At 35.9% G+C, this 24,080-nt stretch carries 21 protein-coding genes; 10 read left to right on the plus strand and 11 right to left on the minus strand.

Features of this window, described 5'->3' with window-relative positions:
* Positions 1–417: 417 nt before the first annotated feature.
* From rapA to SP041_RS21240, 6 genes are all read left to right on the plus strand, one after another.
* Positions 418–3,330: an RNA polymerase-associated protein RapA gene (gene rapA / locus SP041_RS16630; protein WP_137297952.1), complete on the plus strand. Its 2,913-nt coding sequence runs from the start codon at positions 418–420 to the stop codon at positions 3,328–3,330.
* A gap of 78 nt (positions 3,331–3,408) precedes the next feature.
* Complete coding sequence (locus tag SP041_RS16635) at positions 3,409–4,071, plus strand: RluA family pseudouridine synthase (RefSeq protein WP_137297953.1); 663 nt, start codon at positions 3,409–3,411, stop codon at positions 4,069–4,071.
* Positions 4,072–4,480: 409 nt separating this feature from the next.
* Complete coding sequence (locus SP041_RS16640) at positions 4,481–6,022, plus strand: Re/Si-specific NAD(P)(+) transhydrogenase subunit alpha (protein ID WP_137297954.1); 1,542 nt, start codon at positions 4,481–4,483, stop codon at positions 6,020–6,022.
* Positions 6,023–6,024: 2 nt separating this feature from the next.
* Entirely contained in the window at positions 6,025–7,395 is a 1,371-nt protein-coding gene (gene pntB / locus SP041_RS16645) for a Re/Si-specific NAD(P)(+) transhydrogenase subunit beta (protein ID WP_137297955.1), read from the plus strand.
* A 148-nt stretch (positions 7,396–7,543) separates the two neighbouring features.
* On the plus strand, positions 7,544–8,026 hold the full coding sequence (locus SP041_RS21075) for a hypothetical protein (protein WP_205961212.1): 483 nt from the start codon (positions 7,544–7,546) through the stop codon (positions 8,024–8,026).
* Between the two features lie 308 nt (positions 8,027–8,334).
* Positions 8,335–9,051: a hypothetical protein gene (locus SP041_RS21240; protein WP_240791490.1), complete on the plus strand. Its 717-nt coding sequence runs from the start codon at positions 8,335–8,337 to the stop codon at positions 9,049–9,051.
* A gap of 75 nt (positions 9,052–9,126) precedes the next feature.
* On the opposite strand, the gene SP041_RS16655 is transcribed toward SP041_RS21240, so the two are convergent.
* Entirely contained in the window at positions 9,127–9,585 is a 459-nt protein-coding gene (locus SP041_RS16655; RefSeq protein WP_025563984.1) for an Lrp/AsnC family transcriptional regulator, read from the minus strand.
* A 217-nt stretch (positions 9,586–9,802) separates the two neighbouring features.
* Here SP041_RS16655 and SP041_RS16660 point away from each other — a divergent pair, with 217 nt between their 5' ends.
* On the plus strand, positions 9,803–10,768 hold the full coding sequence (locus SP041_RS16660; protein WP_025563982.1) for a hypothetical protein: 966 nt from the start codon (positions 9,803–9,805) through the stop codon (positions 10,766–10,768).
* 128 nt (positions 10,769–10,896) lie between these two features.
* On the opposite strand, the gene SP041_RS16665 is transcribed toward SP041_RS16660, so the two are convergent.
* Positions 10,897–11,685 carry a M48 family metallopeptidase gene (locus SP041_RS16665; protein ID WP_081695372.1) on the minus strand — a complete coding sequence of 263 codons (789 nt, stop codon included), beginning with the start codon at positions 11,683–11,685 and terminating at the stop codon, positions 10,897–10,899.
* A gap of 89 nt (positions 11,686–11,774) precedes the next feature.
* Positions 11,775–12,980: a multidrug effflux MFS transporter gene (locus SP041_RS16670; protein WP_025563978.1), complete on the minus strand. Its 1,206-nt coding sequence runs from the start codon at positions 12,978–12,980 to the stop codon at positions 11,775–11,777.
* Positions 12,981–13,183: 203 nt separating this feature from the next.
* Here SP041_RS16670 and SP041_RS16675 point away from each other — a divergent pair, with 203 nt between their 5' ends.
* On the plus strand, positions 13,184–14,143 hold the full coding sequence (locus tag SP041_RS16675; protein ID WP_025563976.1) for a LysR family transcriptional regulator: 960 nt from the start codon (positions 13,184–13,186) through the stop codon (positions 14,141–14,143).
* 65 nt (positions 14,144–14,208) lie between these two features.
* Here the strand turns inward: SP041_RS16675 and SP041_RS16680 are convergent, their stop codons facing one another.
* Together SP041_RS16680 and SP041_RS16685 are read right to left on the minus strand one after the other, a co-directional pair.
* Positions 14,209–15,276 (minus strand): branched-chain amino acid aminotransferase, encoded by a 1,068-nt coding sequence (locus tag SP041_RS16680; protein ID WP_025563974.1) that lies wholly within the window; start codon positions 15,274–15,276, stop codon positions 14,209–14,211.
* Between the two features lie 256 nt (positions 15,277–15,532).
* Positions 15,533–16,162: an alpha/beta family hydrolase gene (locus SP041_RS16685; RefSeq protein WP_025563972.1), complete on the minus strand. Its 630-nt coding sequence runs from the start codon at positions 16,160–16,162 to the stop codon at positions 15,533–15,535.
* A gap of 134 nt (positions 16,163–16,296) precedes the next feature.
* On the opposite strand from SP041_RS16685, the gene SP041_RS16690 reads away from it, so the two are divergent.
* Positions 16,297–16,872 (plus strand): GNAT family N-acetyltransferase, encoded by a 576-nt coding sequence (locus SP041_RS16690; protein WP_025563970.1) that lies wholly within the window; start codon positions 16,297–16,299, stop codon positions 16,870–16,872.
* Positions 16,873–16,922: 50 nt separating this feature from the next.
* On the opposite strand, the gene SP041_RS16695 is transcribed toward SP041_RS16690, so the two are convergent.
* From SP041_RS16695 to SP041_RS16720, 6 genes are all read right to left on the minus strand, one after another.
* Positions 16,923–17,285 carry a 4a-hydroxytetrahydrobiopterin dehydratase gene (locus SP041_RS16695; RefSeq protein WP_025563968.1) on the minus strand — a complete coding sequence of 121 codons (363 nt, stop codon included), beginning with the start codon at positions 17,283–17,285 and terminating at the stop codon, positions 16,923–16,925.
* 71 nt (positions 17,286–17,356) lie between these two features.
* Positions 17,357–19,102 carry a SagB/ThcOx family dehydrogenase gene (locus tag SP041_RS16700; protein ID WP_025563966.1) on the minus strand — a complete coding sequence of 582 codons (1,746 nt, stop codon included), beginning with the start codon at positions 19,100–19,102 and terminating at the stop codon, positions 17,357–17,359.
* Between the two features lie 123 nt (positions 19,103–19,225).
* The gene (locus tag SP041_RS16705) at positions 19,226–19,660 is read right to left on the minus strand and encodes a TerB family tellurite resistance protein (RefSeq protein ID WP_051368505.1); all 435 of its coding nucleotides are present in this window, start codon (positions 19,658–19,660) and stop codon (positions 19,226–19,228) included.
* 126 nt (positions 19,661–19,786) lie between these two features.
* Positions 19,787–20,881 (minus strand): GGDEF domain-containing protein, encoded by a 1,095-nt coding sequence (locus SP041_RS16710; protein ID WP_025563964.1) that lies wholly within the window; start codon positions 20,879–20,881, stop codon positions 19,787–19,789.
* Between the two features lie 75 nt (positions 20,882–20,956).
* Complete coding sequence (locus SP041_RS16715) at positions 20,957–21,805, minus strand: PA4780 family RIO1-like protein kinase (RefSeq protein WP_025563963.1); 849 nt, start codon at positions 21,803–21,805, stop codon at positions 20,957–20,959.
* Positions 21,806–22,092: 287 nt separating this feature from the next.
* On the minus strand, positions 22,093–22,968 hold the full coding sequence (locus SP041_RS16720; RefSeq protein ID WP_240791491.1) for a DMT family transporter: 876 nt from the start codon (positions 22,966–22,968) through the stop codon (positions 22,093–22,095).
* A gap of 163 nt (positions 22,969–23,131) precedes the next feature.
* Between SP041_RS16720 and SP041_RS16725 the strand changes: the two genes are divergently transcribed.
* A complete protein-coding gene (locus tag SP041_RS16725; protein WP_025563959.1) occupies positions 23,132–23,977 on the plus strand; it encodes a delta-class carbonic anhydrase in 846 nt (281 codons plus the stop codon).
* The last annotated feature ends 103 nt before the right edge of the window (positions 23,978–24,080 follow it).

Genomic DNA, 24,080 nt, shown 5'->3' on the forward strand with positions numbered 1-24,080 from the left:
AACAAGTGCTCACACAGATTGTTTGATTAAATTGTTAAAGAGCGTGCCTTTCGGCTAGGCGGCGTATATTACGCGCCTTTCGAACAATGTCAACGTCTTATTTTAACTTAATTTCAAACCGAAGTTTTAATCGTTAACGCGTTTCTTTTATTCTCAGTCTTGGTTAGTGGCTTGCGCCTCCGTCCTTGTCTGTGCGGCGTATTATAGGGATCGCGAAACTATTCGCAAGCGTTTTATGACGATTAATTATCGTTTGCTTAAATAACAAACAACCCCACATTTTCTTTCATTTATATGCTATTTTTATTTTCCCTGCATTTATTCTATTTAACGCTAGTATGTTTGATTAGGATTTAGGTAACATACGCGGCTTTTCTGCTATTAAGTTTTTTAGTTACAAATGATGAGTGAGTTTTTATGACATTTTCGTTAGGCCAGCGTTGGATTAGTGACGCGGAATCAGAGTTAGGTTTAGGTACTATTGTTGCAATTGAAGGACGTATGTTGACGCTGTTATTTCCAGCTTCAGGTGAACAACGACTTTATTCTATTCAAGAAGCTCCCGTAACACGTGTTCGCTTTAATATAGGTGATGAAATATTAAGTCACGACGATTGGACTTTGTTAGTGACGGATATAGAAGAAAATAACGAGATTATCACTTACATTGGTACACGTATCGATACTGGTGAAGAAACTAGATTAAAAGAAACCTTCCTTAATAACTTTATAAAATTCAATAAACCTCAAGATAAATTGTTTGCTGGACAAATAGATAAATTCGATCGTTTTGTTTTACGTTATAAATCATTACTTAATCAACATGAACAACAACGCTCTCACTTACGTGGTTTATTAGGTGCAAGAGTCGATCTTATTCCACACCAATTTTATATTGCTGAAGAAGTTGGGCAACGTCATGCGCCGCGTATCTTATTAGCGGATGAAGTTGGTTTAGGTAAAACAATCGAAGCAGGTTTAATCATCCACCAGCAATTAATTACTGGTCGCGCGAAACGTGTATTGATTGTTTTACCTGAAAATCTACAGCATCAGTGGTTAGTAGAAATGCTGCGCCGTTTTAATTTACATTTTAGTATTTTTGATGAATCACGCTGTGAAGAAGCTTATTTGGATGCAGTTAATCCATTTGATACTGAACAATTAGTGTTGTGTAGTATTGATTTAATTCGTAAACAAAAACATTTAAAGAATGCATTACTGGCGACTTGGGACTTATTAATTGTAGATGAAGCTCATCACCTTATTTGGGATAAAGAAAAACCAAGTGCTCAATATAACGCAATAGAAAAACTGGCTAACGCTATTCCAGGTGTATTATTATTAACGGCAACGCCTGATCAACTTGGTCATGAAAGTCACTTTGCTCGATTACGTTTACTTGATCCTAATCGTTTCTATGATTACCAAGCATTTGTTAATGAAGAAGCAGGGTATAAACCAGTTGTAGATGCAGTAAACCAACTGTTAGATGGAAAGTTTTTAAGTGACGATGCAAAAAATAGTATTACTGAATTGTTATCTGAACAAGATGTTGAACCTTTATTAAATGTAATCACTGATATTACTATTGATGAAGCTGAGCAACAATCTGCACAACAAGAGTTAATCCGCGGTTTATTAGATAGACATGGTACTGGTCGTCTATTATTTAGAAATACGCGTTCTGCTATTAAAGGTTTTCCAAAACGCTTATTAAAATCAGTTGCTTTACCATTACCTGATCAATATAAAACAGCAATGAAAGTCTCTAAAATGATGCCTGTTGGTGATATTGCACAACAAGCTTTCACTGCATTATATCCAGAGCAAATTTATCAAGCATTTGAAGCATCAACCGATAACTCATGGTGTGCATTTGATCCTCGTATTAACTGGTTGATCGACCTGATCCAACAGAATAAAAATGAGAAGATCTTAATCATCGCTGCACAAGCACAAACCGCTTTAGCCATTGAAGAAGCATTACGTACTAGAGAAGCCATTAAAGCAGCCGTATTCCATGAAGGTTTATCATTAATTGAACGTGATAAGTCAGCAGCCTACTTTGCACAAGTTGAAGACGGTGCTCAAGTCATGGTGTGTTCTGAAATTGGGTCTGAAGGACGTAACTTCCAATTTGCTCATCACTTGGTTTTATTTGATCTACCGATTAACCCTGATTTATTAGAACAACGCATTGGCCGTTTAGATCGTATTGGACAACGTTGTGATATACAAATCTATACCCCTTACTTAAAAGATACATCGCAGGAATTTTTGCAACAATGGTATGAGCAAGGTTTGTCTGCCTTTACGCAAACAACCCCTACTGGCCATACGGTTTACGAAGCAGTTAAAGACCAATTAATTAGTTTATTAGCAACGGGTGATAATAGTGATAATCAACTCGACAAACTGATCCAACATACATCAACATTGAATAACGAATTAAAAACTAATTTAGAGCAAGGTCGCGATAAATTATTAGAAATCAATTCAAGTGGTGTATTACAAAACAGTAACTTGTTAGATGACATCACTGAGATGGATCAACTTCCTCATTTTACTGGTTTTGCATTACAGATGTTCGATGTTCTAGGTGTACAACAAGAAGATAGTAGTGAACATTGCTTAATTTTAAAACCAACTGAGCACATGCTAGCTTCTGATTATGCCGGCTTACCAGAAGATGGCGTAACAGTTACTTTTAATCGCCAAACCGCATTGAGCCGTGATGATGTATCTTATTTAACATGGGAACATCCAATCATTACTAATGGATTAGATATTGTATTAAGTTCAGAGATAGGCACTACGTCGGTTGCGATCTTAAAAAACAATTCATTACCAGCAGCATCAACTTTTTTAGAGTTAATTTATGTTGTTGAGGCGATCAATACTGATAATGCACAATTAAGCCGTTTCTTACCAACGACACCGATTCGTTTGTTATTGGATAAAAATGCCAAGAACTTAGGTGAGAATGTTACTTTTGATAGCTTTAATCGCCAATTAACCCCTATTAATCGTCATATTAGTCGTAAAGTAGCCGCAGCTTCACAATCATTGATTGATCAGCTGATTAAACAATCATTGCCTACCGCACAAAGCTTAATGGCAGATATCATTGATGAAGCGAAACAAAATATGCAGCATACTTTGCAGCAAGAAAGTGCTCGTTTATTAGCTTTAAAAGCAGTGAATCCAAATATTCGTGAAGATGAGATTCAATATTTAAGTGATCAACAAGCGAACTTTGAACAAATACTCGATAATACGCAGCTAAAATTAGATGCTATTCGCTTTATTGTTTCAACTCACTCGTAATACATCACCATAAAGCATAGGCGATAAATAATTCCTTTATCGCCTTATCTCTTTAAGCTTCAATACAGATAATTAATTATGCCAAACTTTGTTTATAACCCACCAATGCATCCGTACTTAGATATTATTCATCAAGATGAAGATATCGTTGTATTGAATAAACCATCAGGCTTATTAAGTGTACCTGGCCGCGATACTTGGCATAAAGACAGTTTAGCTTTACGTATTCTTCGTGTTTGGCCCAATGCATGTGTAGTACATCGATTAGACATGGCCACTTCTGGCATTATCGTTTTAGCGTTACGAAAGTCTGCGCAAAGTCATATGGGTCGTCAATTCCAACAAAAAATCATTGATAAGACCTATTTTGCACGTGTAGAAGGGATCATAGAGCAAGACGCAGGATTAATTGATTTACCATTACGCTGTGATTGGGAAAATAGACCCAGACAAATGGTAGATTTTGAGCAAGGTAAAAGCTCACAAACAGAATGGCAAGTAGTCAAAAGAGAAAGTAATACAACATTAGTTAAACTCACTCCCCTTACCGGTCGAACACACCAATTACGAGTACACATGCAACAATTAGGTCATCCCATTGTAGGTGATGAATTTTACGCAACCGAATTTGGTAAACAGATATCACCTCAACGCTTAGCTTTACATGCTGCCAGTATTACATTAACTCATCCCACAACTGAATTACGTGTTAGCTTTGAATGCCCTCCTCCTTTTCTATAAAAAACGTTTTATATAAAAAAACTTTGTATAACTAACCTAGTTAAAATTTAACATAATCGTAGCAAATTAAGCATATAAGCCCTTTCCATTAACATTACATTAACAAGCGTAGCTTCTTATTATTAATGGTTATATTAAGTAACCTTAATGTTGCATAAAAAGCCTTTAAAGCACCTTAAAATGGTGGCATAAGCGTTGTTTTTTCACTAAGCTTTAGCATGGTGAAATTTTTTGTCATAAATAACAACCCAGAAAACTTTACAAAAACAATCATATAAATTGTCCTTTGTATGTAAGTGTTAAATATCAATAAGGCAAAAGATGTTCTCAATCTAATTGACCTTTTTTAATGACACGTAAGATACACTTTTTATAACCATTTATTACAATAAGCGATCATGGAATTACTATGCAGATAGGTATACCTAAAGAGATCCAAGAAAATGAAAACCGCGTAGCCGCAACACCAAATACTGTTGCCCTATTGATTAAACAAGGTTTCACTTTTCTTGTAGAACAAAATGCGGGAACAGCGGCTAGCTTTTCTGATTTAACTTACCAAGAAGCAGGTGCTGAAATTAGCGCTGATGCGGCAACGGTTTTACAGTCAGATATTATTTTTAAAGTAAACGCTCCTACCCAAGCTGAAATTGAACTAATCAAAGAAGGCGCAACACTTGTTAGCTTTATTTGGCCAGCTCAAAACCCTGAATTATTAAAACAGCTAGAAGCTAAAAATATCAGCGTGATTGCGATGGACAGTGTTCCTCGTACTTCTCGTGCACAAGCTTTAGACGCACTGAGTTCAATGGCAAATATTGCCGGTTACCGTGCTGTTATTGAAGCAGCAAACCAATTTGGTCGTTTCTTTACAGGTCAAATTACGGCTGCTGGCAAAGTACCACCAGCAAAAGTACTGATTGTTGGGGCTGGTGTTGCTGGTCTTGCTGCTTTAGGTGCCGCTGGTAGCTTAGGTGCAATCGTTCGTGCATTTGATACTCGCCCTGAAGTAAAAGAGCAAATCGAAAGTATGGGTGCTGAGTTCCTTGAAGTGAACTACGTTGAAGAAACCGAAGTAAGCACTACTGGTTACGCAAAAACCATGAGTGAAGGTTACCAACAAGCACAAGCTGAAATGATGGCTGAACAAGCTAAAGATGTTGATATCATCATTACTACTGCGCTTATCCCAGGTAAGCCTGCACCTAAGATCATCACTGAAGCGATGATCAAGTCAATGAAATCTGGCAGTGTCATTGTCGATTTAGCAGCAGCCGCTGGCGGTAATGCAGCATTAACAGTAAAAGATGAAGTATTTACTACTGAAAATGGCGTAAAAATAATTGGTTACACCGACTTACCAAGTCGTTTACCAACACAATCAAGCCAACTTTACTCAACTAACTTAGTTAACTTAATGAAACTACTTTGTAAAAACAAAGATGGTCAAATTAATATCGACTTTGAAGATGAAGTTATTCGTGGTGCAACGGTTGTTAAAGAAGGTGAAATTTCTTGGCCGCCACCAGCTATCAACGTCAGTGCAGCACCTCAAGCAAAAGTTGAAGAAAAAGTTGAAGTGGTCGTTGAAGAAAAAGAACCAAATAAATGGATCAAACCTGGTGTAGCCATTGTTGCTGCTGGTTTATTCGGTTGGTTAGCAAGCGTAGCGCCTTCAGACTTCTTAGCACATTTCACTGTATTTATGCTGGCATGTATTGTTGGTTATGGCGTAGTTTGGAATGTTGCACATTCTCTACATACTCCATTAATGAGTGTGACAAATGCAATCAGTGGCATCATCATTATTGGTGCATTGCTACAAGTCGGTAGTGACAATAACGCTGTTACTGCTCTATCTACGATTGCGATACTAATTGCAACCATCAACATCGTGGGCGGTTTTACCGTGACACACCGTATGTTGAAAATGTTCCAAAAGGATAAATAAATATGTCTCAAGGATTAATTACAGCTGCTTATATCATTGCAGCCATCCTATTTATTGCCAGCCTTAATGGTTTAAGCAGTCAAGAAAGTGCAAAGCGCGGTAACTACTTCGGTATTATCGGTATGATAATCGCAGTCATTGCAACGATTGCAAGCTCGCAAGTATCGGGTTTAGGTTACATTACGATTGCAATGGCAGTCGGTGCTGGTATTGGTGTTCGTTTAGCATTAAAAGTTGAAATGACTTCAATGCCTGAACTTATCGCAATCTTGCATAGCTTTGTAGGCTTAGCGGCAACCTTTATCGGTTTCAACTCATACTTAGACCATGCTGTTTTAGCACCAGCGGCTCAAACAATTCATGACGTAGAAGTATTTTTAGGTATATTCATTGGTGCAGTGACATTCACTGGTTCAATCGTTGCTTATTGTAAACTGAGTGGAAAAATAAACAGTACCGCGTTATCGCTACCGGGTAAGAACTGGATCAATATTGCAGCGGTTACTTCAGCAGCATTATTACTGGTTGCCTTTGTAAGTGGTGACTTAGGTCTTACTGCATTAATCATTATGACAGTGATTGCATTAGCATTCGGTTGGCATTTAGTGGCTTCTATTGGTGGTGCAGATATGCCAGTAGTTGTTTCAATGCTTAACTCTTACTCAGGTTGGGCTGCGGCAGCAACTGGTTTCATGCTAGCAAATGACTTATTAATCATCACTGGTGCATTAGTAGGTTCAAGTGGTGCAATTCTGTCTTACATTATGTGTAAAGCAATGAATCGTTCATTTGTAAGCGTAATCTTAGGTGGTTTCGGTACAGAAACATTTGCCCAAGGCGACCAAGAGTACGGCGAGCATAATGAAACAACAGCACAAGAAGTAGCAGCATCGCTAAATGCAGCGAAAAACATCATTATTGTACCTGGATACGGTATGGCTGTTGCTCAAGCACAATACCCTGTTGCTGAAATTACTAAGCGCCTACGTGCTAAAGGTAAAAATGTACGCTTCGGTATTCACCCTGTTGCAGGACGTCTACCAGGCCACATGAATGTACTATTAGCTGAGTCTAAAGTACCTTACGATATCGTATTAGAAATGGATGAAATCAACGAAGATTTCCCTAGCACTGATGTGGTATTGGTTATTGGTGCAAACGATACAGTTAACCCAGCTGCAAACGAACCAGGTACACCGATTTCAGGTATGCCAGTACTAAGTGTTTGGGAAGCAGAGAAAGTAGTTGTGTTTAAACGTTCAATGGGCGCTGGCTATGCTGGTGTACAAAACCCACTGTTCTTTAAAGAGAACTCTGAAATGTTATTAGGTGATGCAAAAGCATCTGTCGATGCAATTTTAGCTAGCCTATAAACATTTACTAAATTACAATATTTACTTTAAAAAACCAGCTAATTAGCTGGTTTTTTTATGTCTAAATACCAGCCTTGTAATCATAAAGATAACTCAATTTATAATCTTGCGGTAGTATATAAATAAGTTTTAGTTGATAGAGGGTAAAATGAATATACAAGAATTTATAGGCCAATATCACAATCACCCTGTTTTATTTGTGGGTGCTGGTGTGAGTTTGAGATATTTGGATAATGCACATACATGGGATGGGTTATTAAAGCAGATTTCATTTGAACTCAAGGGAAATAATGAATTCTACCTTGATATTAAAGCTGAGTGCAGAGATAACGACAAGTACGATTATACAAAAGTGGCAGCAAAGCTTGAAGAAGTATTTAATACTAATCTAGGTCAAGATCGGCATGGAAAATTTGAAGTAATTAACGATATTTTTTATCGCGAAATGGAGAAGGAAAATTATCTTAGCCGTTTTAAAATTTACATATCCCAATTAGTAAGTGAACTTAACTATAAAGAAGATAAAAAAGAAGAGTTAGCTGAATTAAAAAAATTCGTAAAAATATTGGTTCTGTTATTACAACTAACTACGACAGTCTTATTGAAGATGTTTTTGGCTTTGAAGCATTAGTAGGAAACGATATATTATTAAGTAACCCATATGGCTCTGTTTATAAAATACATGGCTGTTGTATTGCACCCTCAAAAATAATCATCACTGAAGAAGACTATAAGCAATTTGATGATAAATACGAACTAATTCGTGCACAGCTACTTTCTATTTTCATACACAACCCTATTATCTTTCTGGGATATGGCATAGGTGATGAAAATATAAAGAGCTTATTAAAAACAATCTTTACATATGTTGAACCAAACTCTGAAGATGCAGAAAGAATCCGAAATAACTTTTTACTGGTAGAGTTTGATCACGGCTCGATGTCCCACGAAATTACTGAACATGATATCGATTTAGAAGGTTTTTCAACTATTCGAATCAACAAACTGAAAACAGATGACTTTAATGAAATCTATAAATCGCTTTCAAACCTGAATCTACCAGTCTCAGCAATGGATATTAGAAAAGTACAAAGCATAGTTAAAGATATTTATTCAGGAAAAAATGACGACGGCACAAGTATTAAGGTAAATATTACTGAAGACATCGATTCTCTCAATAACAACGACAAAATTCTAGTAATAGGCTCAGCTAAATCAATTCAGTATGAGCACAAAAATGCATCTAGCTTTATGTCTGATTACTTTGAAATTATTGAGGAATCGAATCACCACCTTATTCAACTTATTAATCAAATTAATATTTCTAATCAGCAGTGGTTTCCTATCTATGCATTTGACAGGATTTACTCTGAATTGGCAAAAGCAAACACTTTAAAAGTACAGCAAGAATGCAAAATAGTTGATTATTTGAAAGGACTGCCTAAAACAGTAGAGACACCACACTCGAGCTTACAAGAAATACTTGATGATTGCTCAGTTACAAGAGCAAATCAATTGAATGCAATTATGTGGTCTGCGTGGCAAGGAAATTTATCTCTTGACGAGGTCGAGAAATTTCTCAAAAAAATGCCAGATAAAAAAGGTACTGGATATCGCAGGTTACTTTGTGTGTATGATTTAAAAAACAACAACTAATCATCAAACCGCCTTTTGGCGGTTTTTTATTTACGAAGATCGACGTATTATAGATTAAAACTAATTATTAACTTACTACAGTTCAATGGCTGTACTGTGTTTTACTGTGCGTAATGACACTGATGTATGAAACTTTCTAATATTCAAATCTGTGTGTAATACGCGATCTACAAAGGCTTCGTAGGCCTGAATATCTTGAACACAAACAATTAGCACAAAATCGTATGCGCCTGATATTTGATAACATTGCATCACTTCGTTAGCTTGAATAATTGAGTGTTTAAATTTCTGATAAATATCAGCTCTATCTCGTTCCATCTCAATAGAGACAATTAAGGTCATTTTATTGCCCGCTAACTGTGCATCAATGATTGAAATATCACTGATAATGACTCCACCTTCTCGCAAACGTTTAACTCGCTTTAAACAAGCAGGTGCGGATAACCCCACTTTTGCAGCAAGCTCAATATTAGGTAAACGGTTATTTTTTTGCAGCGACATTAATATCGCACGATCAATTCTATCTACATCCATTAGATTACCTCACCCATGATTTACTTTAAAGCTCACTCAGTCTCATTACTTTCCAAAACACATTATTTCTTTAAAACCACATTATTTAAAACTATATTTCCTTTACCCAAGCCAAAAAGAAATATTAAAAATAGAATCAGTCATATTTGAAATTTTCATTCAGTCTTATTCTGTATCATATAACCTATTAAAATTTTAAAAAATAAAGGTTAGTCTTATGCAATCTATTAAACATTTTTTCATTGAATTAGGCAGAGACATTTTTAATGTCACATTTACTCTGTTTAAAGTCATGATCCCAATCTTAATTGCCATAAAAATTATTGAAGAATTAGGCGGTATTGTTTTGTTAAGCCAATTACTTGGCCCCTTAATGCAAACAGTCGGCTTACCAGACAGTATGAGCTTAGTATGGGCAACGACTCTACTCACTAATATCTATGGCGGTTTAATTGTACTCATTAGTATCGACAACGCCTTAACTGTTGCCCAAGCATCTATTCTTGGCAGCATGATGTTACTTGCGCACTCTTTACCAATTGAAGCGACTATCGCAAAAAAGGCAGGTGTTAGCTTATGGGTAACCTTAGTCTTTCGTATTGGTGGTAGCTTATTGCTCGCGTGGATATTACATCAAACCTACCAATTAACTGGTAGCCTTAATCAACCAGCAAAAATGCTTTGGTCTCCAGAGGTCAGTGTCGAGAATGGTTATCTTGATTGGGCAACTAGCCAGCTACAAAATTTAGCGATGGTGTTCCTTGTTATTTCGACGTTGCTATTTACTTTAAAGGTTTTAAAAATACTCGGTATTGAAAAGTTAATGGCGATCATCTTAAAGCCTTTTTTAAGATTATTAGGAATTAGCCAAGAAGCAACGAACATTACTATTATTGGTGCCACATTAGGACTTTCATTTGGTGGTGGGTTATTGATACATGAGGCACAAAAAGGACATGTCGCAGCACGAGATGTTTTCACTTCCATTATGTTATTAAATTTATTACACAGTTTGATTGAAGATACATTATTGATTTTATTAATTGGCGCAGATTTTAATACGATTTTCTGGGGAAGGTTATTGTTTTCATTCATTATTATTGCAGCATTAGCAACGACGATTAGAAAGCTATCGCCAGTATTTTGTGAGCGTTATTTATATCGAAGTGTTGTGCGCAACTAAACAGCGACAGATGTGGAACTAAATAAAGCAGGAAGGAAACAGCTAAGGAAAAATTCCCCTTAGATTAACCTTAATCTAAGGGGAATTTTTAAAGAAGTACTAACAATGTGTCATTTCTAAAGAGATAATTACAATGTGCAACTAGGTGCAGTTCTAGTACTTTTTGTTAAGTTCTTTAACTCGTCTTGTAGGTTACTAATACGCGTTGTATTTGATGGATGAGTAGACAAGAACTCCATTGGCTCACTGCCGCCAGAAGCGACTGCCATGTTTTTCCATAATTCAACGCTCTGTTGTGGATCAAAGCCTGCATCATTCATTAGCTGTAAACCAACGATATCTGCTTCAGACTCTTGAGCTCGTCCATAAGGCATCGTAATACCATATTGTACGCCTAAACCTAATGCCGCCATTCCTACTTCGGAATATTGAGTAGTGCCAATAACCGTTTGTACAGCAGAGGTACCGTAGCCTGTGATTTCACTAGAAGATAAACGCTCATTAGAATGATTTGCTTGTACGTGAGCAATTTCATGTCCAATAACCGTTGCAAGTTGATCTTGGTTTTTAGCGACGCCTAATAAACCTGTATAAACACCAATTTTACCACCAGGTAATGCAAAAGCATTGACTTGTTCGCTTTCAAAAACGACCACTTCCCATTCATCAAAATCAGGCTGTTTACCCAACGTATCTGTGATTTGTTTGCTAACACACTGCACGTAAGAATTTACTTTTGGATCTTGATTAATAGTTTCTTGTTTTTTTAATTCCTCAAATGAATTAACGCCTAATGTAGCCATTTCAGAACCATCAAATAATAAAACTTGATTACGTCCTGTTGGTGATGATGTTACACATGCAGTTAACAAAATAGAGCTGCTTAATAATGATAATTTAAATATAGAATTCTTCATCATGAGTCCAATTTATAAAGGAATAATTAACCTATTATCTCAGGCTAAAAGTAATAATGCGAATGCTTTTAAAATAGTCAAAATAAGCACTATTGATAATTTACTTGCTCTTGATGCCAATGTTTATAATGAGGTAATGACATGGTTATTAGCAATATGAATCCACCAGCACCAATCATTACCACACTCGCATAAGGTGCTGAAAGAGAAGTTTGTTGTAACAAGCCAGTTAATAACGCAGCACCACTCATTTGAATGCAACCCAATAATGCACTAGCCGTTCCAGCCCTTTCACCAAAAGCACTTAATGCCATCGATGTCGCTGGGCCCAATAACAAAGCGAAACCAACGCACAGTAACAGCATAGGTAACATAAAATATATCCCTGCTAATAATGCACTTTCAACGGGTATTTTTTGCATAACCACTTGCGTCACCGCTGACAATATAAACAGCCATAATGCAACCACCACTGTTTGATGATTACCTAATTGTTTAATTATTTTAGGTGCAATAAAACAAGCTGCAATATTAATCAGAGCATTAAAACCAAACAAATAACTAAAGGTTAATTCACTAAGCTGTAAATGTTTAATTATCCAACTTGGTGCATAAGAAACATAGGTTAAAATACTTGCCATACCCATCATGCAAGTCAATGCATAAAATACAAATTGGCTATTCGCTAAAATAGGTTGATAACGTGCCCAACGATATAACGCGGCATGATTATTTTTATGATCTGGACGGGTTTCAGGCAACCTAAAAGCAACAATAAATAAAACTAAAATAGCAAATAAGGTCATGAAAATAAACGTAGAGCGCCAGCCAAAATGCAAAGCAAGAAAACCACCTAGTGTCGGTGCTAACGCAGGAATAACACAAATAACGCCATTCAAATAACTGTAATAATGTGCGCTTTGCTGTGCATTAAATCGATCTCGTACCGCACTAAAAACAACAATTGACGTTGCACACGCTGCAATCCCCTGTAATACACGCGCTAATTGTAGATATTCAAACTCCACGACCGATGCTGCAAATAAACTACTCGCAATATATAAACAAATACCCAGTAATGCGATCGGTCGACGACCAAAACGATCAGCTAATGGACCAATAAGAATCTGACCAATACCCATCGCTAAAATAAAGAGTACTAACGTTGATTGAACTTGTGTGTCAGAAACAGAAAACTCTAATGCCATTTCGGGCATTGACGGTAAATAGATATCGATGGCTAATGGGCTTAATACCACCATCATCATTAAAATAGGCAATAACTTACGGGTCATAACAATCTCTTTTTTGAAAAAACAGGTTTGGCTGAATTACGATAATAAAACAACGTTCGTTGAGTCACGCTTTATGGAATAAGACTCAATGACAGTCAGTGAATAACAAAGCGAGTTTAAATCAGCTATGATATGAATAGAAGTGACATTAATTCAGATCTTAGTTTCCTCATGGGAATATCTAGGAGTAGCTAGGAATACCTATGAATATCGATAAACTAATGCGCATCGACTTAAATTTATTAGTCGTTTTGCAAGTCTTATTAGAAGAGGAGAGTGTTACACGTGCAGCGGTTCGTCTAAACCTAAGTCAATCAGCATTAAGTAAAAGCCTCACTCGCTTAAGAACAAGCTTACAAGATCCCTTATTTACACGTACTGCACATGGTTTAAAACCAACTACGCATGCTTTACAGCTACAACAAACACTACCGAATCTATTACAGGGTTTATATCAGTTAACACAAGCACCAAGCTTTGACCCAGCTAGTAGTGACAGACACTTTTCCATCAGTATGTTAGAAAGTGCCTATGCAACATTATTACCTTGCTTTATCGGACCATTATTACAACAAGCAAAAAGTATTCACCTTGATGTCTTAAGTTGGAAAAAAGAGTCTATGCAAGCACTACAACAAGGAAAAATGGATTTTGGTATTACCGCATTAGACTTCTCTGAAGATCACCGTCTAGAGACACAAAAATTACCAGATGGTATTGAACATGTTATTTTATTTAATGACCATCAAACCTGTTTAGTCCATCAACATCATCCTATTTTAACAGCCGTAGAAAATGGTTCATGGGATCAGGACGCTTATCTACAACAAAATCATATACAAATCGTATGTGAGGGTAATAAATGGTGGGCATTAGATTATTTTTTAGAAAAACAAGGAAAGCAGCGTAACGTTATAAGCACCTTACCAGACTTTTATGGAGGTGCGAGTCTTTGTGCACATAGTGATTTAATTTTCACCCTGCCTTCAAGCTTTATTACTCATGCACAAAAATTATATCCACTTAAACAAATCCCGTTGCCTTTTGCTTTTTCTGAGATGGCTTATGTATTGATATGGCACCAACGAAATAATGATGAGCCAGGGCACAAATGGATCAGAGAAATGATCTGCAATAATGTAGAAAATACATTTGGAAGTTAAAAGGGAAGTAAAAAATAAAAAAGGCGCTAAAAGCGCCTTCTATCACATCAAGATAAAAATAAACGTTAGAAGTCTACTTTTTCAATCCAACCAAATTTATCTTCACGTAAACCGTATTGAATACCCGTTAATTCATCGTATAAGTTACGAGAAACAGTCCCTGCTTTATTGTCATTAATAAAGTAATCTTCGTCTTTCCAACATAGTTGACCAACAGGAGAAATAACGGCAGCAGTCCCACAACCAAATGCTTCAGTAATTTTTCCGCTTTTAATATCAGCTAAGATGTCTTCAATGGCTACTTGTTCTTCAGATACTGTGTAGCCTAATGTTGGAGCAAGTTGTAAAATTGAATCACGAGTAATACCAGGTAAAATACTACCGCTTAATTTAGGTGTCACAATATGGTCACCATAAACAAAACAGATATTCATCGCGCCAACTTCTTCAATATATTTACCGTGTATCGCATCTAACCAAAGTACTTGAGAGTACCCTCTTGCAGCAACATCTTCAGACATATATAAACTAGCCGCATAGTTGCCGCCAGTTTTAGCTTCGCCAACACCACCCACTACAGCACGACGGTACTTATCAGCAACATAAACAGAGACAGGTGCAAACCCATCTTTAAAATAAGCACCAGCAGGACCAGTAATTATGAAGTGTAAATACTTATCACTTGCGCCTAAGCCTAATTTAGCACCCGTTGCTATCATAGTCGGGCGAATATATAACGCAGTACCATTTTTTTCAGGTACCCATTGGTTATCTATTTTTAGTAATTCCATTAATGCTTTAAGGTGAAACTCAACATCAACTTCAGGCATTACCATACGCGCAGCAGAACGGTTAAAACGTTTAAAATTTTCACGAGGACGGAATAAGTTAATTTCACCTTTTTCAGTACGGTACGCTTTTAAACCTTCAAATATTTCTTGCCCATAATGTAACACTGAAGCAGATGGGTCTAATTGCAGCATTTGATAAGGTTTAACTTCAGCATTTGTCCACTTTTGAGTCGGCTCGTATGTTTGTGTAAACATATGGTCGGCAAATACTTCACCAAAACTAAATTCTGCAGGGCAAGCATTGCGGTCAGCAACTGCTAGCGGTTTGATCTCAATTGACATGTAAATCCCTTATGTATCTAAATGCTTTAACAAGCACAAATATTCTACGTGTGGATGGACGAGCAATAGATTTTAAAAAATAATCTACAATACATCCACAATTCTTTTACAAATAAACCACAATTAATCAGATTATTGAATAAACAGTGATCATTTACGATTTTGATTGATGAAAAATAAGGGTTGTTACCTTTCAACTTTATTCTATTTTTATCTATTTCACTTTCAGACTTTTTACTGATAAGGCTTTTTATTGTTAAACAAGACAACGTTTAATATAAGCAGCTAAATACGTAATGCTGGATTCAATATGTTGTTGATGCGTAAAGCCGCTTTTCACTCGAGGCTTAAAATCATGATCGCCATCTTCTAACCAACACCATTGAAAGGTTTCTGGTAAAGAATAACCGATGACTTCATGTTGGTCGCCAAGTTTATCACGTGAGCCTTGAATAATAGCAATAGGTTGCTTAATAGTCGCTAAATGTTCTGTGCGCAGTTTTTCAGGCTTCCCCTGAGGGTGAAAAGGATAGCCCAAACAAGCAATTCCTTTAACCTGTTTTAATTGCTCAGCAGTAGACTCGGCCGCTAATAAAGTAGCCATTCGCCCTCCCATGGACTTTCCGCCAATCACCATAGGTTGATCCAGCCCTTGCACCACTTCTAAAAACTGTTTAAGTAAATGAGGAGCTCGCTCAGGAGGCCGACGACTTCCGGTTTCTACACGCTGCTGCATGTAATTAAAATTAAAACGGGCAACTCGAATACCTTGTTCAGCCAAGCCAACACTTACCTTTTCCATAAAGTCTGACGTTAGTGGTGCGCCTGCGCCATGGGAAAAAACAAATAAAGGTCCATTTTCAGGTCCATTAAAAATAAGCTTCATATTACTCTCAAGCTAATATATAAAGGGTCATAATGCGATTATGTCGATAAATCGTCAAGTGAAGAAGCCGATGAATTAAGATAATTTATTAGTTACAATCAAATTAAATAAATGAAGATAGGGATTGAGGAACAATGTTTAAAAAATCAACTTCAACAATAGAGCCATGTCATTTATCTCAGGTTGCATTATTACAATATGTAGCGATAAGAACCTATCAAGAAACTTTTTCTGATACTAATAGTGAGGCTTTACTGCAGCAGTATTATAAAGAGTCGCTCAATATAGAGAAATTATCTGCACAGCTGCAAAATACAAACAGTGAATTTTATTTTCTTTATGCCACTTCTAATACATCAGAAAGCATATCTGAAAATGAAGCTAAAAATACAGACGCTAAGCTAGCTGGTTTTTTGAAATTAAATGTCGATAGTGCACAAACAGATATATTTGATGCAGAGGCATTGGAAGTCGAAAAAATTTATATACTTAAAGACTTTTTATCACAAGGTTTAGGTAAAAAATTAATCTCATTTGCTATTGAGCGAGCCATTGAACAGAATAAAAAATATTTATGGTTAGGTGTTTGGGAACATAACTTCCCTGCATTAACGTTTTACCAAAAAATGGGATTTGAACAATTTGGTGAACATGATTTCAATATGGGTGGAGATATCCAAAAAGATTTATTATTGAAAAGGGTTCTATAAAAAATCTATAACGATATCAGTCGAATTAAATCATTAATGTCAGTAATCAGTTAACAATCTAAGAATAAAGCACTCGTTTTAGCAGCCATAATAAAATCATTTTGATGTAAGCCTTTAATATTATGGCTCCACCATTGCACCGTCACCATCCCATATTCAACAATGATCAACGGATGGTGATTGACTGATTCTGCTAACGCAGCCACTTGATTAGTAAAACGAATTGAATTGCTATAACGCTTAGTAACAAATTCACAAGATAGCTTCCCTACCCCTTTATCTTCTATCAAAGACCAATCATTAAATTGTGTTTTTAGCTGCACCAGTAACTCAGACATGTCACTTACGGCTAATGGTTGCTCTGTTGAATTAGCATTGCATGCACTACATGTTTGTTCGGTTAACAATGTCATGATATTTTCCTATTTTAATTTGTAATCAGACTTCTATTTTTCAACTAACTATTCTACTTTCAACTAACCAATTATTCTGCCGATGCTTGTAGATGAAAGTATGCAGGTTTGGTTGAAATACGTCTATCCTCAATATGTTTACCCACAGTAAAATGATATAAACTCTGCCATTGCTGATCTTTTAGTCCTAACAGATCATGAACGAGATCGTCAAAGAAACACCCAATCCCAGTACCTCGATAACCATCACTTTCAGCGGCTAAATATAATGCTTGCCCAATCATACCTGTTTCCCAAAATAGCAAAGGATATTGGCTTGCCGAACAGGTTAGGTTATCTTCAAATTTAGTTAACATCCCCAAGCTATAGGTGCTGTCTGCTGCTATATCTTGCTCACAACTTACTGCCTTAGCTATTTTTCTATAGTCACCTTTTTTTAATAAATATAAAGGCTGATTTTCTATTGTTTGTGACCATTCAAAATCACTATGCATTGCTGACTTTAATGCATTTAAATGAGATGGATTACGCAACCAAAGGTATAACCCCGAGTTTATCCCTTCAACATGATGAACAAATAGCATTAAATGAGTTTGGGCTGGTTGTGGCAGGAGAGAAAATAGAATATTTTGCTCTGGTAATGTTTTTTGTAATTGAGAGATAAAAGTATCAATAGACATCGTACTCGCGATCGCATCAAAACTTTGCGCACTTCGACGTTGATGAATAAGTGCTTGTGCGCTTTGTTCAATTAAAGAGGAATCAGTTTGCTCACCATGATCTTTTACAGAAAGAGATTTTTCAGAAAGAGCTGATGAAGAAGGTGTTGTCTCAGCAGTTAAAAAAGTAAGATCTTGTTGATGAGTCGCATTAAAAACATCATCAATAATCGGCCAATCTTGATGTGACTGGCTTAATTGATTAGCAGGATCAACATACGTTATCTCCGGCAAGTCGTTTAACCAGGCTTTAACTTCTTCTAGGCTTTTGACTTTTTCTGGGTTTTTAACCTCTTCGGTATGATCGTTGCTACAACTCACCCAACAAATACAATCAACATATTCAACTTCTTCTGCTACTGTATTTGATTGATTAAGCCCTAGTATTGACTGCACTTTTTTATTTGAAACATTCTCAAGTATTTCAACTTGCCAGCCATTTAAATTGGCGGCAATATTTAAAGCCGCAAGCGCATGGCCTAAGTCATGTTGACAATAACGGTAAGCTCTCTCCCCATATTTCCAAGCTTCACGCCATGCAATACTTGTTAATGCCACTGCAAAGCCTTGCTTTTTATTAAGCAGCTCACTAGATGATTCAGATAATACTGCGCGCTTTTCTAAGGAATTAATATATGGATTATAATGGGTACTGTAAGCATTTTTATGTTCTGGATTTAAGTCACCTTCGGTTTCAATCTCAAGATCAGGCAACAGTAAATAGCACTCTGTCGGATGTAAATTGCCACTTGATGGATTAACACGTAATGCCCACTCTGTTCCGTTATAAGACTTCCATGCAGATAACCCTAAGCTGTTCTGTAATAGTGCAGCAATACTCTCAAGACAAATCGCTTTTGCAGGTTTAGTAGAGCGTTCATATAGATAACTAGCAGGGACATTATCTAACTCATTCTTTAACTCATTCTTTAATAATGACGGTAATGGTAAACGTATTTTTTCAGCACCTTGATATAAACGATAAGGTAGCGGTTGATTTACCCAATCCATAAAGCCAGCTGAACGAGCGTATGCTCCCGGTCTATGTTTAGTTTGTTGATGGTAATGTTTAACAATTTGTAATGCAGAAGTAGACATAGCGATATCACTTTTATGATCGGTTAATAGCAGATTAGCTAATGAATGTTATTCATGTAGTTTAAGGTTTATTAATTTTAAAATTAAAAAACCTTAAAGTTAATAAAGAAAGGTCTTTAATTGCTAGGCTGGATTAACCGTGAGTTTGGTTCGAATAAAATCACTATGATTAACATAAATTAATGCTGCAACTTTACGTATTAATGCTTCTTCCATTTCATCTAAGTGACCATCTGCGTATGCGACTTCCCACATTGCTTTAATTAGATCAATACGCGCTTCATTATCTAAGTCACCTAACTGAGATGTAAAATCAAAAACTGAAGTACTAGTTGTAATTTCTTTCATTCCAACTTTTAATAATTCAGACGCCTTTTCTTTTTCTATATTGACCAGTTTTTCAAGCGAATGAACAATGACAGCCTTTTCTTCTTTAGAGATGTTTTCATCGGCAACACAGACCTCACAAAGCAAACAAACAATCGCTAATGTACTATCAAATTGAGGGTTTTCCTCTGGTATGAACGTATTCAATAATTGCTTAATTTTTGTAATCATCTGATGCCCTATCTAAATAAAAAGAGTTTAAAGTGAAATATTCTGATAAATAACCCTACCATAAAGCTGAGTTGTTACGAAAAGAGAAGGAAGGGATTTGTTAAAAAATGATATTAATAGATATTATTAGTTAGCTAAATGATGAAATGAAACCACTTGATTTCGACCATAATGTTTAGCTTTATATAAAGCGATATCAGCTTGCTCAAGTAACTCTTTAAGAGATTCTTTTTTAGCTAAATTATAACTAACACCAATACTAGCGGTGCATTTGATAAAATCACCTTGTGCAGTTGTGAAGGCGGCGTCTTCGATAGTACTTCGAATATATTCAGCAATAATTTGTGCAGATTTATGCCCACAACGAGGCAATACAATGGCAAACTCCTCTCCGCCAATACGCGCACAAATTTTATTGTCAGGACCTATTTTCTGTAAAGCCTCACTCACAAGAATCAAACACTCGTCACCTGCAGCATGCCCATATTTATCATTAATACTTTTAAAGTAGTCTAAGTCGATAAGTAGCAAGCTATAGACTTTTTTTCCTTTGTTACTTTTTACTAATAATTTTTCGCCTTGTTGAAAAAAGAATCGACGATTATTTAATCCTGTTAACATATCTGTTGAGGCTTGTTCGATCAGCTCTAATTCATGCTTTTCAATTTGTTTACTAAATAAAGTCAGCGCTAAAATAATAGCGAACATATCGATTAAAAAAGCCGATTGATAAAGCAAATGATTCGCCGCATCACTAAATACACTTAACGGATTTTCATTAAGTGTATTTTCACAATATAAAAATAACGAGGCAGCGACTAAGCTTAGGATTGTCTTTAACTTTTTCTCTTTTAATTCAAATAATAATAGCACTCCGATTGGCACTAAAAGATAATAAAAATGAAAGCCACTTTCTTTAGTAAAAAAGACATTACTACAAATAAATAAGTGCAACATAATCAAGGAAAAGTACCAAGTCTTAGCTGCTTTATGATGATGTTGGGCATTCAAAATAAATGAAAGGAAGTAACCGCAAGTTAAAATTATATTAAACAAAGCGACCGTCGGCGCATTTAATATATACATATAACTAGCGGAATAGACTATCGCAATAAGGATAGTCAATAAGACCAGCATATTTAACATGCGGGCCTTTTGTACGGCACTTGAATGTTCGTTTTCAGTGCCAAGCGCCATAATAGAAGAGAGGAAGAAAAACATAATATTAAGCGCTCTTAGACATATAAAAAACAGATCAAAATTTAGAAAAATAAAGTCGTGATAACTTAATATCAACTATTCACTGTCTGACATGCGATCTAAGCGATCTAGCTCCTCTTCACGTGCTGCATTTATTTCATTTAAAACAGTATCCACATCAGCATTTACTTCAGAGTCAATAAATTGTCCCGTTAATACTGTTTTAGGGGTTAATTCGCCTGTTTCAAATATAGCCCAAATTTCATCTCCATAACGTGTAGCAGCAAGGCTAGGAGCAAACTGAGAGTAATATTGAGTCATATTATTGACATCACGCAATAACATTTTCTTTGCATTGTTATTGCCTGCTGCATCAACAGCTTGTGGTAAATCGATGATCACAGGGCCTTCTTCATCCACTAATACATTAAATTCAGATAAGTCACCGTGGATAACACCAACACTTAACATACGAACCACATAGTCCATCACTTTAGCATGGTCTGTTAATGCTTTTTCTTCTGTCATCGTGACATCATTTAGACGTGGAGCAGCAAAGCCATCAGCGTCGGTGATTAATTCCATAATCAACACACCACCAAAGCACCCGAAAGGCGTTGGCACCCTGATACCTGCATCTGCGAATTTATAAAGCGCATCTACTTCGGTATTTTGCCAAATTTCTTCTTGTTGTTCACGACCAAATTTAGAGCCTTTTTGCATTGCTCTCGCGTTCCGGCCATTACGGACTTTTCGTCCTTCATTGTACAAAACAGCATTTTTAAAACTACGTTTACTGGCTTCTTTATAAACCTTTGCACAACGCACTTCATCGCCACATTGAACAACATAAACCGTCGCTTCCTTGCCGCTCATTAATTGTCGTAAAACATTATCGACAATGCCATCGTCAACTAATGGCTGAATTCTTTTAGGTATTTTCATTTATATAATTAAGTTTTCTAATATTTGATTGAGATAGCTGAATGCTAATTAATTTTGTAATCTTATCTAACAAAAACAATAGTAGGCCATAATACTATAGTTAGGTAGATAGATAAGCATTGTTTCTTTTTTATTCGATTATAGTCATTAAAAATAAGATTTAGTTCATTTAAAATATAAAAAATATATTTTAAATCATTCGTTTATATCGATAAAATTTCACTTGGAATGCAATAGGTACTCATTGCAGCCTTTAAGTCACCTTCTAGAAAAATTTAAATGACTGTCTATTTTTTCTTACTACCAAATACGTTAATTAATGCCCCTAGAATAATTAACGCGCCGCCGATCAATGTCCAAAATGAGGGGACTTCATTAAATATAATCACCCCCAATATGGTTGAAAATATAATTTGAACATACGAAAAAGCACTGACTTTAGCAGCCACTTCACTCTGCATTGCTTTGGTTAATCCAACCTGCCCTATCTGTGTAAATATCCCCACAAACAACAATAAAATTAACGCCTCGGTATCAGGCATAACAAAATTATCGCCTAATAAGATAATAGATAACGGCAATGCAATAAGCGGGAAATAAAAGATAATAACAGAACTGTCTTCACATTTACTTAAACGCTTTACCAGTACGTAAGCAGTACCGCTACCTAATGCGCCCAACAAAGCAATAAAAACACTAAACCAAGGCAATACCACTTCACTATTAAGAGAGAGATTTGGCTTCACCATCGCAACGAGGCCGAGCAGGCAAAATAGAATACATATCAACGTTGAACGTTGTATTTTTTCTTTTAAAAATAAAAAAGCTAAAATCGCAGTGAATACAGGGTAGAGATATTGTAATAAAGTCGCTTCAACTAACGGTAATGTAGTAACGGCGTAATACACACACAATAGAGCGAGTGTTCCCACCACTCCACGTGATATTAATAATATTTTATTGTTGCCCCAAACCGGTATTTTTTTACGCTTGATATCGACATAACTAATAATTAATGAAACCAATCCACGTGCAGCAACAATTTCAAACACAGGAATATTGTGAGTACTTACCAACTTTACACAAGCAGTCATTAATGCAAAAGAAAGTGCTGATAACAGCATGAAACGTAAACTAATTGGGATAGACATGAAAAAAAACATCAAAATAACAACCCTACTATAATATAAAATAAAGAAAATATATTTTATCGTATTATTGCCATCTTACTCACTTATTTAATAAGTTATTTTTGTTATGTTATTTAAAGCGTTACAACTCTATTTAACTAAAAAGTTAAATTTCTTCATAACAATGGAAATATAAATGAAAAAATATCTACTGCTATTGTGTACTACTTCAATCCTTCCTTTTTCAGCATTCGCACTACATCACGAGTCTGTATCAAATCAGGTTATTGAAGCACAAAGAGCAGAGTTACAAAAAAATACAATAGGCAAAGGATTTGGCCCTCAATCTCCTCGTGACATAGATGATTTAAGTGGTATTAATCAACAATTATTCTCGGCAGCACCAAGCGCTTCTAAAATGAATCTATGTAATATTCATTTCCATAAAAATGCCGAACATAAAGGAGGGGAATTTACACAATATGCAGGTAATGGTAGTGGTGATGGTTATAGTAGTGGTTACCAATATACTGGTTTACTAACAAAAGATGAGCTTTCTCCAACGAATAACGCTGTAGGCAAAAATTCACATAGTGAATTATTTCCTGGTGACACAATTGAAGTGCATTATGTTTACTCTTCAGCACAAGTCACACCAGGCCCTACACTTGGGGCTTGTTTGAGTGATTCGATTAAAAACCCTGAACTACGAGTTGAGTCACAAGTACTTGTTTTAGTAAATGATAAATCTGCACTTAATTTTATTGAGTTAACTAAAAATGTTAATAAAGGAGGTTATCAACAAGCGATCAACATCCCTTCTAATTCTGGAAGTCCAGTACAGTATAAAGGGTCAACAACAGGACCGAGTTACAATGAAGTAGGTTCACCTTATCAAGTCACTTGGAATGTTCGTCCTGAAGTGCTCAAAGTTGACATAAGTACAGTAGATACTTGGCTACAAAATAATATATATAATGAAGATCATGCTCATGGTGTTCGAAACTTGGTGATTAATCCTGCCTTATTATCTGCAAACTAATTTTATTTAAATTAATTACCTGCAAACTAAAAATATTGTTAACACTTTATAGATAATGAATAGCCGCTTAGTGACCACTCACTAAGCGGCTATTCATTTATAG

It is taken from the genome of Psychromonas sp. SP041 (assembly GCF_000470315.2).
GTDB lineage: Bacteria > Pseudomonadota > Gammaproteobacteria > Enterobacterales > Psychromonadaceae > Psychromonas.

What these genes read in the sequence shown, in the direction of transcription:
- rapA (WP_137297952.1), top strand. Translation starts at nt 418, where the DNA reads ATGACATTTTCGTTAGGCCAGCGTTGGATTAGTGACGCGGAATCAGAG.
- SP041_RS16635 (WP_137297953.1), top strand. Translation starts at nt 3,409, where the DNA reads ATGCCAAACTTTGTTTATAACCCACCAATGCATCCGTACTTAGATATT.
- SP041_RS16640 (WP_137297954.1), top strand. Translation starts at nt 4,481, where the DNA reads ATGCAGATAGGTATACCTAAAGAGATCCAAGAAAATGAAAACCGCGTA.
- pntB (WP_137297955.1), top strand. Translation starts at nt 6,025, where the DNA reads ATGTCTCAAGGATTAATTACAGCTGCTTATATCATTGCAGCCATCCTA.
- SP041_RS21075 (WP_205961212.1), top strand. Translation starts at nt 7,544, where the DNA reads ATGAATATACAAGAATTTATAGGCCAATATCACAATCACCCTGTTTTA.
- SP041_RS21240 (WP_240791490.1), top strand. Translation starts at nt 8,335, where the DNA reads ATGTCCCACGAAATTACTGAACATGATATCGATTTAGAAGGTTTTTCA.
- SP041_RS16655 (WP_025563984.1), bottom strand. Translation starts at nt 9,585, where the DNA reads ATGGATGTAGATAGAATTGATCGTGCGATATTAATGTCGCTGCAAAAA.
- SP041_RS16660 (WP_025563982.1), top strand. Translation starts at nt 9,803, where the DNA reads ATGCAATCTATTAAACATTTTTTCATTGAATTAGGCAGAGACATTTTT.
- SP041_RS16665 (WP_081695372.1), bottom strand. Translation starts at nt 11,685, where the DNA reads ATGAAGAATTCTATATTTAAATTATCATTATTAAGCAGCTCTATTTTG.
- SP041_RS16670 (WP_025563978.1), bottom strand. Translation starts at nt 12,980, where the DNA reads ATGACCCGTAAGTTATTGCCTATTTTAATGATGATGGTGGTATTAAGC.
- SP041_RS16675 (WP_025563976.1), top strand. Translation starts at nt 13,184, where the DNA reads ATGAATATCGATAAACTAATGCGCATCGACTTAAATTTATTAGTCGTT.
- SP041_RS16680 (WP_025563974.1), bottom strand. Translation starts at nt 15,276, where the DNA reads ATGTCAATTGAGATCAAACCGCTAGCAGTTGCTGACCGCAATGCTTGC.
- SP041_RS16685 (WP_025563972.1), bottom strand. Translation starts at nt 16,162, where the DNA reads ATGAAGCTTATTTTTAATGGACCTGAAAATGGACCTTTATTTGTTTTT.
- SP041_RS16690 (WP_025563970.1), top strand. Translation starts at nt 16,297, where the DNA reads ATGTTTAAAAAATCAACTTCAACAATAGAGCCATGTCATTTATCTCAG.
- SP041_RS16695 (WP_025563968.1), bottom strand. Translation starts at nt 17,285, where the DNA reads ATGACATTGTTAACCGAACAAACATGTAGTGCATGCAATGCTAATTCA.
- SP041_RS16700 (WP_025563966.1), bottom strand. Translation starts at nt 19,102, where the DNA reads ATGTCTACTTCTGCATTACAAATTGTTAAACATTACCATCAACAAACT.
- SP041_RS16705 (WP_051368505.1), bottom strand. Translation starts at nt 19,660, where the DNA reads ATGATTACAAAAATTAAGCAATTATTGAATACGTTCATACCAGAGGAA.
- SP041_RS16710 (WP_025563964.1), bottom strand. Translation starts at nt 20,881, where the DNA reads ATGTTTTTCTTCCTCTCTTCTATTATGGCGCTTGGCACTGAAAACGAA.
- SP041_RS16715 (WP_025563963.1), bottom strand. Translation starts at nt 21,805, where the DNA reads ATGAAAATACCTAAAAGAATTCAGCCATTAGTTGACGATGGCATTGTC.
- SP041_RS16720 (WP_240791491.1), bottom strand. Translation starts at nt 22,968, where the DNA reads ATGTTTTTTTTCATGTCTATCCCAATTAGTTTACGTTTCATGCTGTTA.
- SP041_RS16725 (WP_025563959.1), top strand. Translation starts at nt 23,132, where the DNA reads ATGAAAAAATATCTACTGCTATTGTGTACTACTTCAATCCTTCCTTTT.